Below are 15327 nucleotides of genomic sequence, written 5' to 3' on the forward strand. Positions count from 1 at the left end.
TATGAAATTTGAAACAAAAGAAGAACTTGAAAAAGAATTAGCAATCATAGAAAAATGGGAGAAGGATCAGAAAGGACTATGGTTTTGGGAACGGATTGGGCGGATCCCTTTCAAGCTATTGGATAAGTTGACACCGGATTTCATTCAGAAAAAATTGGGTGTCATGCTTGATGAAATCGGCAGCTACATTCAGAATGGCGGAAAGTATTTAACGAAAGAAGCTCATATTCTAAATCAGCTGCATGCCAAGAATCCCGAGCTGAATATTACTGCCCTGGAAGATGTTCCAAGCATACCCCTCCATATCATGGATAGCGTGAGTCAGGATATTAAAAATTCAGGCAGCAAATTGGCAACCGTTCAAGGAGCCACTACCGGGATTGGCGGAATCTTCACCTTGGCTATCGACATCCCCCTTCTTCTTGGCATGTCGATCAAAACCCTTCAGGATATCGCCATCACATACGGCTTCAATCCTAGCGACCGCCAAGAACGTATATTCATCGTCAAATGCCTGCAATTCACAACATCGGATGTTGTCGGCAAAAAGGCTCTATTAAATGAATTGTCGAAAATGACCCAGACTGATTCCCAATCAAAAAGGGAAATTGCATCAGAACTGCAAGGATGGCGAGAAGTCGTTTATACATACCGTGATCAGTTTGGCTGGAAAAAGCTTTTGCAAATGGTTCCTGTTGCCGGAATTATTTTTGGCGCCCTTACGAATCGTTCCATGATTGCCGATATAGCCGATACGGGAATCATGCTTTATAAGAAAAGAAGGATTCTAGAGCGCATTCAAGAACCAATTGCGAAGAATTGAATTCAGCTTTAATTGGGTTTTGATCCAGGCAAGTCCACCTTTTTTGAAACTGCGTTTGTGGAATTCCACAAATACACCTTTTTCATTTTTCTGATTTCCACATACTAACTGTTTCTTTTTCCAACTATACTTGTGATACAAATAGTAAAACATATTATTGGAGGGATTAAGATGAGAATAGGAATTCCAAAAGAGATTAAAAACAATGAAAATCGTGTAGCTATCACTCCAGCTGGGGTCGTAGCATTAGTCAATGCAGGACATGAAGTATTAATCGAAATGAACGCAGGTCTAGGAAGCAGTTTTACAAATGAAGCATATCAAGAAGCTGGCGCTGTAATAGTCGAAGACGCTGCAAGCGTTTGGGCAAGCACAGAAATGATCATGAAAGTAAAGGAACCTATCTCATCTGAATATAAATATTTCCGAAAAGATTTAATCCTTTTCACCTATTTGCATCTTGCGGCAGAACCGGCACTAGCTCAAGCACTAAAAGAAAGCGGTGTCTTGGCCATTGCTTATGAAACAGTTGCAGTAAACCGCACACTTCCTTTATTGACACCAATGAGTGAAGTTGCAGGACGCATGGCTGCACAAATCGGTGCTCAGTTCCTTGAAAAAAATAACGGCGGTAAAGGAATACTCTTAAGCGGAGTTCCTGGAGTTAAACGCGGTAAAGTCGCTGTTATCGGCGGAGGCATGGTTGGAACGAATGCTGCTAAAATCGCTATTGGATTAGGCGCAGATGTTACCATTCTTGACTTAAGCCCAGACCGCCTTCGTCAACTTGATGATATTTTCGGAAATGAACTGACTACACTTATTTCCAACCCTTATAATATTGCAGAAGCAGTCAAAGATGCTGATTTGGTTATCGGTGCTGTATTGATTCCAGGTGCTAAAGCTCCTAAGCTCGTTACTGAAGAAATGGTTAAGTCGATGTCTCCAGGTTCAGTCATTGTCGATGTTGCAATCGACCAAGGCGGTATCTTTGAAACGGTCGACCACATAACAACACATGATAACCCTACTTATGTTAAACATGGAGTAGTGCATTATGCAGTGGCGAATATGCCAGGAGCAGTGCCTCAAACTTCTACAGTTGCTTTAACTAACGTAACCGTACCATTTGCACTTCAAATTGCAAACAAAGGTGCCATCAAAGCAATTCTTGAAAATGATGCCCTTGCAAAAGGCGTAAATGTGGCAAACGGTGAAATCACGTTCGAAGCAGTTGCCACAGATCTTGGCTACAACTACGTAAGTGTTGAAAACGCCTTAAACCCAAATAACATTAACGCTTAATAAAAAATAAGACTCCAGAATCTTGTCTGGAGTCTTATTTTTTTTGGATGAGAACCTCGATGATGTCTTCATACGGTATCTGGATCAGGCCTGATTACCTCACACAACGGTCGAATAATTTGGGTATAGGTCGGATTTTCTGCTCGATCGGTCGAATTATGCAGAGTTAGGTTGAATTATCTGCTCGGACGGACGATTTTTCCGGATAGGCCACTACTCTGCCCTTTCCCCGGTTGATGTTATTTACTAATCTATCAAAATAGAATATCCCTCTTAATCTATGAAGATCTTCCCGGGATTCATTATTCCTTTTGGATCCAATGCCTGTTTGATCGTTTTCATCACTTCGTAAGCCCCTCCATGCTCCCTTCGCTGATACTTCGATTTTCCAAGGCCCACCCCATGTTCACCCGTACATGTACCGCCTCTGGTCAATGCATATTCGACGATTTCTTCATTTAACCTTTTCGCTTCTTTAACTTCTTCAGGATTTTTCAAATCGATCATGAACAATACGTGATAATTCCCGTCACCTACATGTCCTACAATCGCCCCCTCCACTTTGGATTGTTCGACTTTCTTCCTTGTATCCAGTATGGCATTCGATAATTCATGAAGGGGCACACTTACGTCGGTCACCATCAGTTTCTTCCCCGGGGCGCTGTGAATGAATGCGTACGCGAGATTATGACGCGCTTCCCATAAGGCATTCCGTGCTTTTGAATCGCTTTCAAACTGGATATCCCCACAGCCAAAATCACTTACGATTTCCTTGGCAAATTTGACGTCCTGTTCCAGTCCGGCAAAATTCCCATGAAACTCGAGGAATAAAGTTGGTTTGACTTCATAGGATTTGTCCATGAATTGATTAACTTTTTTTATGGATTCGGCATCAACCAATTCAATTCGTGCAATCGGAATACCAGCAAGCATGATCCCATTAACCGCAGATACAGCCTGTTCGACGGTAGGAAATGAGGCTCTCCCGGCCATTGTGACTTCAGGAATGCCATACACCTTTAATGTCAGTTCAGTAAATACACCCAGCGTACCTTCAGAACCTACAAACAAGCCATTCAAATGAATGCCTGAAGATGATTTTGACGCTAAGCTTCCGGAATGAATCACTTCACCGTTTGCTAAAACTATTTCCATATCCCTGACTTGATCACGCATAATCCCATATTTGACCGAGGTCGTCCCACTTGCATTCGTAGCTGCCATCCCTCCCAATGTAGCATCGGCACCAGGGTCGACCGAAAAGAACAAACCGTATTTTTTTAATTCTTTATTGAGCTGCGTCCTAGTCACACCTGGTTGGACCTTCACAAGGAAATCATTTTCCCTGATTTCCAATATTCGGTTCATTAAGGACAAATCCAAGGAAATCCCTCCTTTGACTGGAACGACATGCCCCTCCAGACTTGAACCTAATCCAAAAGGAATGACCGGTATTTCATGCTCATTCGCATAACGCATGACATCGCTTACTTCCGCAGCATCCCTTGGATAAATGACCATATCCGGTAGGTGCGGAGTGTGATATGATTCATCATGGCTGTGCTGCTCCAATAATGTTTCATTCACCGTTACTTGTTCTTCCGTCAGAATCTTCCTTAATTCTTCTATATAACCATTCATTATGCAGCCCCCTCTTTTTTCACCAAACATTCTGAAAATGACAAACGGACGGGATTGCCCGCTAATAGGCAATCCATCTTTCTTCATTTACTGAAACCTTTTGTTTTATCCGTGCAGGCCTTCATTGCTTGCAGAATGCTGGATCTAAGCTGATTTTCTTCTAAAGACGCTACGGCAGCTATCGTTGAACCGCCCGGCGTGCAGACATCATCCTTTAAAGCAGCAGGATGTCTTTCCGTTTCCAGTACCATTTTAGCGGCTCCCATTACAGCTTGTGCTGCCATTCGATATGCTTGTTTTCGTGGAATGCCGTCACGGACTCCTCCATCAGCCAGCGCCTCGATGAACATATATACATAAGCAGGCGACGAACCGCTGATGGCCGGTACTGCGTCCATCAAATCTTCATGCAGGATTTCCGTTTTACCGAAACTATTCAGCAGTGCAGTCACATCCTCAATATCAGCATCGGTAATTTGATCATTAATGCTCATGGCTGTCATGCCTTCACCTACAAGCGAAGGAGTGTTTGGCATCGTCCGGACAACCTTCACTTTTTTTCCGAAGCTGCTCTCAACTAAAGATATAGTGATCCCAGCTGCCATGGTAATGATCACAGCGTCTTCTTTCACATGATTCTTCACTTCTTCAAGCACTTGCTTATGCATGGCAGGCTGGATCCCTAGAAAGAGAAAGTCGGCAAAACCGGCAACCTCTTTATTATCCAAAGTACCTTTAACCTTATATTTCGCGGTGATTTTAGTTTTGGTCTCCACACTCGCAGTACTGACCATGATCCCTTCAGGTGAAAGGACCTCTGCAAGCAGCATGCCCTCAAGCATTGCCTCACCCATTTTGCCGCATCCAATAAATCCTATTTTTTTATTCATATCTTACACTTCCAATCATAAGTTCATCTATATTCCTTCTTATTATATCGGATATGATAAATGGAAACACGTTGGAGATATTAATAAGGAAGGATTTGGTGGTTTCTGGTCGAATTACTTAAGTGATATGGATGTATCTTTAAATCCACCTTTACGCAATAAAGTCATGCAATTGATTTCCGCAAAAAAAAAAATGTTGACTAAATGGTCATTAGAGTTTTATAATTTTGACCTATTAGTCACAAACGAATAAGGAATACAGTTATAGGAATGGAGAAATGCTATGCAAATGGAAAAAAAAGCGGTCAATACCAAGCTTGTCTTAACAGGATTGATTATTGGAATGTTTTTCAGTTCATTGGAACAGACGATCGTCGGTACGGCCATGCCGACAATTATCGGGGAATTGAATGGTTTCACCATCTTTGCATGGGTAACGACTGCCTATTTAATAGCCTCAACGACTGTTGTACCCATTGTTGGAAAGCTATCAGATCTATATGGCAGGCGTTCCCTTTATCTGCTTGGCACGATCATATTTACGATTGGATCTTTTTTATGTGCCACAGCCACTTCGATGGAGCAATTGATCATCTACAGGGGTCTGCAGGGAATCGGCGGCGGGATGATCATGCCTTTATCCCAAACGATAATCGGCGATATATTCTCTGCGGAACAAAGAGCCAAATGGCAGGGTGTGTTCGGAGCCCTTTTTGGTTTAAGTTCTGTCATCGGCCCTTTTCTGGGCGGCCTGATCGTTGACCATATCAGCTGGCATTGGATCTTTTTGATCAATGTACCGACGGGCTTATTATCTGCCATTTTGATTTATGTAGGATTGAAACATGAAGCCATAAGGAAAACAGAGAAAGTGAATATCGATTATCTAGGGATTTTTACCTTGATCCCCGGTATTGTCCTGTTACTGCTTGGCTTGACCTTCGGTGGTGATAAATTCGAATGGTTATCACTAGAATCTCTCTTGATTTTCGGCAGCACCATTGTCTTCATTGCCCTATTCATCTTTTTTGAAAGAAGAGCGGTCGAACCGATCCTTGATTTATCCCTTTTTAAAAATAGAGTTTTTTCCACCACGAATATTTTGGGATTCTTGCTTGGCCTTGGCATGTTCGGGGCAATCATGTTCGTCCCGCTGTTCATGCAAGGCGTATTGGGAGTTTCACCAACAAAAGCGGGGTCGACCATGACTCCGATGATGATCGGTATGATTCTTTCCAGCATCATTGGCGGGCGGTTACTGTTGAAATTCCGGTTTCGTACCGTGCTTACCTTTGGGATGGTCTTTGCGACGCTTGGCTTTTTCCTAATGAGCATGATGGACGGCAGTACGACTATATTCACTGCGTACTCATTCATGGCCATCCTTGGGATAGGTATGGGTCTTGTCATGCCGACATTGATGATTGCCGTTCAAAATGAATTTCCAAAATCTCAGCTAGGGTCGGTTACAGCGGCTTCGACATTCTTCCGATCAATAGGAGGAACGATGGGCATCACGATTTTGAATGCTGTCATGAATCACAATCTCCAGCAAAATATGGATGATGCGGTCGTAAGTCAAAAGGACCCTATATTGCATGAGGCACTGAAAGCATTAGCTGACAAAACGGATGCGTTATTCAACATCATGCTTTATCCTGAAAACCTTAAAATGCCCGCAGAAATCAGCAATGTCCTTGTAAAAACGATAGAAAATGCTTGGATCGATGCATTCTCCAGTGTTTTCATCACCGGTATCTTTTTTGTTTCCGCGGGAATATTAGTGGCACTTTCCGTGGGTTCGGGCCGAATCAAAAAAGATCAAGAAACGGAAAAGGAATTAGGCTAAAAATATACTCGAGACCGGCTGATATAATCAGCCGGTCTTTTTAATGCCTTCAGGTTTTTTTTTCATTGATAAGGGAATTTTACCTGTATGAGACTAAATGGAGTGATACCATGAACAAGATGAAAGATTCAATTTTACCTGCGGATTTTTATCAGCAGCCCACCCTTGAACTGGCAAAGTCCCTTCTTGGCTGCCTGATTGTAAAAGAAACAGCGGAAGGAACCGCTTCTGGATTCATTGTTGAAACAGAGGCCTATATTGGACCTGGTGACAGGGCCGCACATAGTTTTGGAAATAGAAGGACAAAACGGACGGAAGTGATGTTTGGAAATTCCGGTTTGATCTATACATACGTCATGCACACACATACACTGGTCAATGTCGTAAGCGGCGGGCCTGAAAATCCGGAAGCCATTTTAATCCGTGCGGTTGAACCCTATTCAGGGCTCGAGTTAATGCATGAAAGACGAGGAATTGCCGATATTCGTAAATGGACCGATGGACCAGGGAAGCTCACAAAGGCACTGGGCATCACCATGGATGATTATGGTCGATCTTTTACGGATTCCCCGCTATATCTAGCTGCCGGAAAACAACCTGAACACATATCCAGCGGCCCCCGCGTCGGAATCGACAACTCCGGGGTAGCAAAAGATTACCCTTGGCGCTTCTGGGTTACCGACAATCCGTTTATATCGCGTAAAAACCTAATTAATAAAGCTGTACCGAAAAAATAAACCATGATTTTATCCCCTCTATGTTGAACACTGTAAATCCTATGGATGTTACACAACTTTGAGGGGATTTTACAATGTCCGTAAGCATCCCCAATTTTAAAAAGTCGTGAATGAAGCATCAGACACTCATAGCTTTTAATAATTGGTTTGGCAGAAATCAAGTATGACCTCAACGTAACCTTCGTTCCTTATGGGCCCCTCAATATTCCACAGTCTAATTTCCTTAATTCCCCTCTCTACTAAACTTCCAGCCTATTACCCCAGTAATATTAAATTGACTTCTTTCCATGACAAACCTACTATAGTTAAGTCAGCAATATGGAAGGTGGTTTATGATGAACGTTCAGGCACTTTTACAAATGAATACGATTTTTATTAGTATCCTAATTGAATCCCTTCCCTTCATTTTACTGGGAGTCCTTATATCTGGAATCATCCAAATGTTTGTATCAGAAGAGATGATTGCAAAGATTATACCAAAAAATCCGATCTTATCTGTTCTATCGGCAATAGGTGCAGGGGTCTTTTTTCTTGCTTGCGAGTGCGGGATCGTCCCGATTACCCGCCGTTTGATTGCTAAAGGGGTTCCTCTTTCAGCGGCCATCGCCTTTATGCTTTCTGCACCCATTCTCAATCCAATCGTCCTGTTTTCCACTTATATCGCGTTTGGCAATAGCTGGAGCATGGTTTTCTATCGTGGCGGAATTGCATTCGCGGTCGTTCTGATCATTGCATGCATCCTGTCTTTTCAATTCAAGACAAATCAGCTTAAACACGAACATATCGAACATATCCATCACCATAAGCTTACATTTAAAGGCAAAATAACGGGTATGTTTAAACACTCGATTGAGGAGTTCTTTTCTGTTGGAAAATACTTAATCATTGGTGCACTGCTGGCAGCTGCCATTCAAACCTTTTTGAAAACATCCCTATTGCTTGAAATAGGGCAAGGAAAACTATCAGGGAATGCAGTCATGATGGCTTTGTCCTACGTCATGTCCTTGTGTTCTCAAGCGGACGCCTTTGTTGCAAGCTCTTTTAGAAGTACCTTCTCGCCCTCTTCACTAGTTGCTTTTCTTGTATTTGGGGCCATGTTTGATATTAAAAATACAATCATGCTTTTAGGTACCTTCAAAACAAAATTCGTTTTATGCTTGATGGCCTATATATTCATTTCCGTCTTAGGCCTGACTTTATTGTTTATTTCTTAAAGAGGGTGTTTTTATGGGAAGATTATTCATATTACTTGGACTTACTTTTTTATTCATGCATTTACACGCCTCAGGGAATATATCGAAATACATCAATATGGAATATTCTTATGTTTCACAGATTGCCATCTATATATTGGCTATTTTCACGTTAATGGGATCCTACTTATATTTTAAAGAAGATAATCAAGAAGAATGTGTTGATTGTCAGTGTGGACATGATCACTCCCAGGAAAACAAGAAATGGAAAAAGAACCTTACTTACTTCCTATACGTCATTCCCATTTTAACCGGTCTCTTTTTGCCTGTTGCCACTATGGACTCGAATATCGTAGAAAAAAAAGGATTTCATTTCCCGGTGTATGATGACTCAGATGATTATAGCCAGCATCAATTTCTGCAGCCGGATACTAGTCTTTATTATGGCAAGGATGACTATTTAACTTTAATGGATGACTCGCTCAAAGACTTAGTTGAACGTGATAGTCTTCATTTAACCGATGAAAACTATCTAAACGACTTAGAAGCCATCTATTACTCTCCTGGAAAATTCACTGGCAAACAAATTACGTTAACCGGTTTTTCGTACAATTCAGATGAGCTAGCCAAAAACCAGGTTTTCCTGTTTCGCTTTGGAGTCATTCACTGTGTCGCAGACTCAGGGGTATTCGGTATGCTAATCGAATTTCCTGAAGGTATGCATCCAAAAAATGATGAGTGGTATTCCGTGACAGGAGAATTGGAATCCATTTATTATCAGCCATTCAAGAAAACCATTCCCCTGCTCAAAGTATCATCACATAGTAAAATCGCAGAACCTGACGATCCCTATGTTTATAGACAATATTAAAAAATTAATCTTGGAAAGGTAAGGATATTATTCTTACCTTTTTTTTTAATTACCTCAAAACTTCCATTTATAAAAATCTCTTCTAGCCTAGTTATCTCTTTATGCATATTAAGGATACTGCCCTTCCACCTGAATCCATACAATGTTACAGATAAATAACTGAGAAATGACGAAAAAGTTGAATTTTATTCAAATGGGTCATGTTTTTTATATGCCTTACCTTTATAATATAAATGCTACATATTTTTTTACCACATCAGGAGGAACTTTCCTAAATGAACAATTCGAAAAACTCTTTCATTCTTGCAGGAACCATTATAGGTACCCTTATCGCCGGCACTTCTGCTTATGCTGGTTCTTATCAAGTTAAATCAGGGGACACCCTTGACAAAATCTCTAAAGCTAATCATACAACTGTCCAACAATTAAAATCTCAAAACCATTTGACTAGTAACCTTATTTTTCCCGGCCAAATCTTGAAATTTAATACTCTTAACACTAAAAATATAGATAAAACCGAAAAATATGTGGTTAAGCTGGGGGATACTTTATCTAAAATTGCTAAAAGATACAACCTTTCACTTAGTGCCCTGCTTAAATTAAACACTAACATTTCTAATTCGGATCGCATTTATATTGGCCAATCCATCCGTGTTTCCGGACAAGCTCCTGCATCCAGCTCTACGGCTAAAACAAACGCTACATATAAAGTCAAATCCGGGGACACCCTGGACAAAATTGCAAGAGTCAACAATATGACTGTCCAACAATTAAAGACTAAAAACCATTTGACTGGTAGCCTTATTTTTCCCGGTCAGGTCTTGAAGGTTAATACCCTTACCAGCACTCCCGATAATAATAATAATAATAATAAAATTACAACAGACGTTTATGTGGTTAAATTAGGGGATTCCTTATCAACCATCGCTAAAAGATATAACCTTTCCCTTAGTGCCTTACTTAAAATAAACCCTAGTATTTCTAATTCAGATCGTATTCGTATAGGCCAAACCATCCGTGTTTCAGGGAAAGCCTCGGCATCTTCCATTAATAAACCGTCCAAATCGACCAAAGCGGATCAAGTTCTGGCAGCTGGCGCCAAATACATGGGAGCCAAGTATGTTTACGGTGCAAGCACTTCGCGCACTGACGTATTTGATTGCTCTTCGTTCACATTAAGGGCATTCAAAAGTGCAGGTGTTTCCTTGCCTCGAAATTCAGTAGCACAATCACACGTTGGTACAGCTGTATCTTCAAAAGCCCTTCAAAAAGGCGATTTAGTATTTTTTGATACCAATAATGATGGAGTAATCAACCATGTAGGAATTTATGCCGGTAACGGTCAAATGCTGAATGCTTCTACATCTAAAGGTGTATCCTACGCTAACATTAACAATTCTTACTGGGGACCTAGCTTTGTGAAGGCAGTCCGAGTTCTTAATTAATTGTGATGGCAGTACACAATATAGAGCAAAAAGCGTGTTTTGATAAAAAGATCAAACGCGCTTTTTTGTGTATCATAATGTCAAATAGCCGCCAACTGGGGTGATATGTCTTCTTTTTGAATCCATCCTAACTCTCGCGTTAACCTATGCAAATCTAATCGCTTAATTAAGGTGTTTACTGATACGGGCTCTTCCCACGCTGGATAATCCAAATGTGGTTTGCTATTTATAAAAAATGTATTTACTCTTCATTCGTTAAAGTATTAAGTCTTTTTTATATAATTGTTTTTACGATTAAAAATACTTAACACACTTAAAAGTATTGCAAGACATACAAAATAAACTAAACCTTCACTTGTAAACCCAAATCTATAAAAGATAATCGTAGCAATGATAAACACACCAGTTAAAAGTATTTTATAAGACCAATACTTACCTCTTTCCTCATACCTGGCGCATTAACCTTTGCATCTCCATAATCGCATAATTAAGATGTTTATTGATACGGACTTCTTCCAAGCTGGATATTTCCTTTCTTTGGGCTATTTCATCCTTCTTTTTTCTATGATAGACCACCGTTTGTTGTAATAACCAGGCTCTTCTTAATAACATTCTCTCCACCTGCCCGTTTTGTTAAATGTCTCTCCTGCATTTCCATTTGCTTTCTATGGACTTTTTCTTCTATTCGATCTATGAACATCTGGTTATTATTGATATTTTCTTTATTCGACTCTATTAACCGCGCTAATGATACATTTTTACGCATTTTTGTGCCCCCGTATCTACAGAAATTGCCAACCGTAAAAAAATGGTTTTCTCTACTTAGGAAGATTTTTTCCCTATTACTTAGTGACATTTTCATCATACTATTAGTTTAAAAATTCTTGGTTTCAATTTTGAAATGACAGGTACCAATACTGGTATTGTCATTCTGGAACTTGCCATTTTTGTCTTTGATCGGGCCGGGCAGTATCTAGATTACCAACAGAAAAAGGCCTTCATCACAGAAGACCTTTCAGGCTGTATACTAATAAGAAGAGCAAGTTCACCACAGTTTTCACTAAAAAACGTTCCAGCTTGAGTTCAGAAATCCGTTCCCTTTGCTGTCTTGAGTTTATCGACCTAAGCCTCACTATATTCGACCGTTGAGGCACTGTATTCGACCGTTCACGAATTTAATTCGTCTTTCACCTCATTATTCGGACTCCGGACCCCTTTTGGCATTACTTTAGTTTTTCTTGCTTTTCAAGATACTGCCTCATTTTTTTCAAATAATCCGGTGCATCCATTTGATCCTTCACGACCAATTCTATAAGGCAAAGTTTATCGGCGTTCATATCCTGAGCATTTGCAATGGCATCATCCAGTTCACCATTCGTCTCGACTCGTGCTGTAAATGCCTCTTGACCAAACGCTTCAGCCAGTTTGGTATAATTCCACTCTGGTATCTCGTTGTATTTCTGTTTTTCTATATCGACTTTTACGTTTAAGAATTTTTCTATCGTATAGCCGTTATTGTTGAGGATGAACACGATGGGCTTGCAGCCGTTCTCCAGCATTGAGCTTATTTCCTGTACTGTCAGCTGTATCGAGCCGTCTCCGGTAAACAAAAGAACACGCCGGTTTCTATCCGCAATACATGCACCGAAAGCTGCGGGCGTCGCGTACCCTATGCTTTGCCAGCCTCCCTGGGCTATGTAAGTTGCCCCTTTCGGCAATCTGACCTGTGACATGCCATAAGAGAATGTTCCTGTTTCCGTGACCACAATGTCATTTCCCTTCAACATTTGCTGAATTCGCGGATAATAGGAAGTCGCTTCCAGAGGTGCTGAAGGGTCTTCCACCATTGTGTCATACGGAAACGAGATGGTTCCGACAGATTCGTTCTGCCGGTAGCCAATGTCCTGGAGCGCATTTAGAATATCCTCCGCCCTCACATTCATATAACTGGCTGCTCCCACTTTTAATGTGTCAGGCTGAATTTCCACCATTTTCAACGGGTCAAGCTTTGCTGTACCTTTGGAAGTATTGACGTCAGACCAAACTGCACCAACAGCTATGATGAAATCCGCTTCTTCAACAGTCTGAGTTACACCCTTACTTCCGAAAGCCCCGCCGTATACACCAATATACTGAGGATGGCTCTCATCAAACCCGCTTTTTCCCTGCATTAACGAAGCAACCGGAACATTTAAACTCTCAGCGAGCTGCAAAACGGGTTTCTGCAAGTTATAGCGAAGTGTTTTAACATCGACAAGCAGAACCGCTTTATTTACATCTTCTAGCATACCTTTTATATGCTTCACTGCTGACTGCAACGCATCGACATTCGATTGGGCCACATTTTCAGAAGCCTCACTGTGGGAAATCAACGGTTTTTCAACGAGATCGATAGCCACTACCAAATAAACGGGCTTCTTCTTTTCTTTGGCGATTCGGATTGCAGCCGGTATCTCCCTAGCTGCGTTTTCTGGTGTAAGAATCGCCGTATAACTGGTGATATGCTCATGAACCTTACGGAAAACATCAAAATCTCCGTCCATTAACGTATGATGGGCAAGCTCCTTATCCTGTTGCATCATGGACTTTGGCGAGCCGACAATATGGATGAGGGGCACATTTTCACTGTATGCGCCTGCGATTGCATTACATGCGCTCATTTCACCGACACCAAAAGTGGTGATCAGTGCCGAAATTCCCTTCACCCGGGCATAAGCGTCCGCAGCGTATCCAGCATTGAGTTCATTTCGCCCATTAATAAACTCAATCCCATCGTAATCTTCCAAAGTATCTAGCAATGAGAAATTATAATCACCGGGCACACCAAAAATCTCTGTAATGCCTTCTGCTTTTAAGCAGTCGTATAAATATTGTCCCAATGTTGTGTTTTCAGCCAATTCAATCACTCCTTCAATCGATTTCTTCTTATTTTATTTATACCCAAACATGAGTAGGTTAACCGTAAGTAAGGTAGTTCGCTACTCTATTACTCTAGTTTTAGCCTTGATGTATGGAGTGAGTGAGATTATCGCAGGCGTGCTTTCATAAACGATTCAATTCCAAATCGAAATATCTGAAAATTCTTGATTCACTGCTATATTTGATTTATATTTGAATCACCGGAACAGAGGATAAGGGGGAAAATGATGAGTGATAACAATGTCAAAAGAGTTTTGGAATGCATCATCAACACATCCAATAACAATATTACCGTGACCGATGAAAAAGGATTCATTTTATTCACAAATCCTAACCATTGGTGGATATATGGAATCGAACCAGAACATTATCTTGGGAAATCCGTTTACCAGCTCGAAACGGAAGGAATTCTCTCACCGTCGATTTCCGCCATGGTATTGAAAGAGAAAACACCTGTCCAGATCATGCAGCAAACGAAGACGGGAAAAATCGTCATGTCGACTGCCTATCCCATCTTTGATGATAATGGTGAATTGATTCGTGTCGTCAGCTATGCCCAAGATCAAACTGAAATCAGGAACCTCCAGGATCAATACGGTCAATTAGAGAAAAAGATTCAAGAATACCAATCGGAGGTCGAGGAGCTTAGGGAACAGGAGGAGCTGATCTATCGCAGCAAGGAAATGCGGCAAATCGCGAAAACGATACACCGTGTTTCCAAAACGGATGCCACGGTCATGCTTCTTGGGGAATCCGGTGTGGGAAAGAGCGTCTTCGCCCGCCGGCTGCATAATCAGAGTTACCGAAGCAAAGAGCCATTCATCGAAGTCAACTGCAGTACCATCCCAGAAAGTCTCTTTGAATCCGAAATGTTTGGTTACGAAGCCGGATCCTTTACCGGTGCTCAGAAGCAGGGGAAGCAAGGGCTGGTGGAACAAGCGGATAACGGAACCTTATTTCTGGATGAAATCGGGGAGCTTCCTCTGGATATGCAAGTGAAATTATTAAATGTCCTGCAAGAGAAGACCTTTAAAAGAGTGGGCGGAAAAAAAGAACATAAGATAGATTTTCGGCTTGTGACAGCAACTAATCAAAACCTTGAGGAAATGGTGGAAAAGGGAACATTCAGGCTAGATTTGTATTACCGTTTAAATGTGATTCCGATCCAAATTCCGCCATTACGCGAAAGAAAAGAAGACATTGCCATTTTAATCAATCATAATCTCGAAATCATTAACAAGAAATACAAGTCAGATAAGAAATTGCACCCTTCCACTTACGAAATACTGATTCAGCATAAATGGTCAGGAAACGTGCGTGAATTGGAGAACCTGATAGAACGGCTCATTTTGACCTCGGAAGACTCCATCATTTTCCCAGGCTTTCTACCCTCCCATTTCCATGGACAAGAATCTTTGGAGAAAATAGATGATACCCTAATGATCGACAATATGATGGTTGATGATAGTGATCTCAATACCGCCCTCGAACAAGTCGAAAAATGGATGATGATGAAAGCGAGTAAACAATGCAAGTCCACATATGAAATGGCTAAATTCTTAGGTATCAGCCAGCCTTCCGTCGTCAGGAAAATGAAGAAATATAAAGGTCACCTGCCCATTAAGCAATAGTGGGATGAAGGAATGTTTCAATG

12 protein-coding genes are annotated in these 15327 nt (G+C 41.2%); 8 read left to right on the forward strand and 4 right to left on the reverse strand.

Annotation, left to right across the window (positions count from 1 at the left end):
• Position 1 precedes the first annotated feature (1 nt).
• Together MPH60_RS17530 and ald are read left to right on the forward strand one after the other, a co-directional pair.
• Positions 2-823, forward strand: coding sequence for an EcsC family protein (locus tag MPH60_RS17530; RefSeq protein WP_241591530.1), 822 nt, complete (start codon positions 2-4; stop codon positions 821-823).
• 171 nt (positions 824-994) lie between these two features.
• Positions 995-2128: an alanine dehydrogenase gene (gene ald, locus MPH60_RS17535; RefSeq protein ID WP_053533925.1), complete on the forward strand. Its 1134-nt coding sequence runs from the start codon at positions 995-997 to the stop codon at positions 2126-2128.
• A 273-nt stretch (positions 2129-2401) separates the two neighbouring features.
• Here the strand turns inward: ald and MPH60_RS17540 are convergent, their stop codons facing one another.
• A complete protein-coding gene (locus MPH60_RS17540; RefSeq protein WP_241591528.1) occupies positions 2402-3769 on the reverse strand; it encodes an FAD-binding oxidoreductase in 1368 nt (455 codons plus the stop codon).
• An 83-nt stretch (positions 3770-3852) separates the two neighbouring features.
• Positions 3853-4659: a pyrroline-5-carboxylate reductase gene (proC, locus tag MPH60_RS17545; protein ID WP_241591525.1), complete on the reverse strand. Its 807-nt coding sequence runs from the start codon at positions 4657-4659 to the stop codon at positions 3853-3855.
• Between the two features lie 283 nt (positions 4660-4942).
• Here proC and MPH60_RS17550 point away from each other — a divergent pair, with 283 nt between their 5' ends.
• The 5 genes from MPH60_RS17550 to MPH60_RS17570 all read left to right on the forward strand — a co-directional run bounded on the left by MPH60_RS17550 (position 4943) and on the right by MPH60_RS17570 (position 10754).
• The gene (locus MPH60_RS17550; protein ID WP_241591524.1) at positions 4943-6508 is read left to right on the forward strand and encodes an MDR family MFS transporter; all 1566 of its coding nucleotides are present in this window, start codon (positions 4943-4945) and stop codon (positions 6506-6508) included.
• A 119-nt stretch (positions 6509-6627) separates the two neighbouring features.
• The gene (locus tag MPH60_RS17555) at positions 6628-7245 is read left to right on the forward strand and encodes a DNA-3-methyladenine glycosylase (protein ID WP_405390629.1); all 618 of its coding nucleotides are present in this window, start codon (positions 6628-6630) and stop codon (positions 7243-7245) included.
• 335 nt (positions 7246-7580) lie between these two features.
• Positions 7581-8459: a permease gene (locus MPH60_RS17560; protein ID WP_241591564.1), complete on the forward strand. Its 879-nt coding sequence runs from the start codon at positions 7581-7583 to the stop codon at positions 8457-8459.
• Between the two features lie 13 nt (positions 8460-8472).
• The gene (locus tag MPH60_RS17565) at positions 8473-9309 is read left to right on the forward strand and encodes a TIGR03943 family putative permease subunit (protein ID WP_241591520.1); all 837 of its coding nucleotides are present in this window, start codon (positions 8473-8475) and stop codon (positions 9307-9309) included.
• A gap of 275 nt (positions 9310-9584) precedes the next feature.
• A complete protein-coding gene (locus MPH60_RS17570) occupies positions 9585-10754 on the forward strand; it encodes a C40 family peptidase (protein WP_241591518.1) in 1170 nt (389 codons plus the stop codon).
• A 444-nt stretch (positions 10755-11198) separates the two neighbouring features.
• Here the strand turns inward: MPH60_RS17570 and MPH60_RS17575 are convergent, their stop codons facing one another.
• Both MPH60_RS17575 and MPH60_RS17580 read right to left on the reverse strand, forming a co-directional pair.
• Positions 11199-11366 (reverse strand): hypothetical protein, encoded by a 168-nt coding sequence (locus MPH60_RS17575; protein WP_241591516.1) that lies wholly within the window; start codon positions 11364-11366, stop codon positions 11199-11201.
• A 611-nt stretch (positions 11367-11977) separates the two neighbouring features.
• Entirely contained in the window at positions 11978-13651 is a 1674-nt protein-coding gene (locus MPH60_RS17580; protein ID WP_241591515.1) for an alpha-keto acid decarboxylase family protein, read from the reverse strand.
• Positions 13652-13900: 249 nt separating this feature from the next.
• Here MPH60_RS17580 and MPH60_RS17585 point away from each other — a divergent pair, with 249 nt between their 5' ends.
• Positions 13901-15304, forward strand: coding sequence for a sigma-54 interaction domain-containing protein (locus tag MPH60_RS17585; protein ID WP_405390186.1), 1404 nt, complete (start codon positions 13901-13903; stop codon positions 15302-15304).
• The last annotated feature ends 23 nt before the right edge of the window (positions 15305-15327 follow it).

The organism is Peribacillus sp. Aquil_B1 (assembly GCF_022603275.1).
GTDB lineage: Bacteria > Bacillota > Bacilli > Bacillales > DSM-1321 > Peribacillus.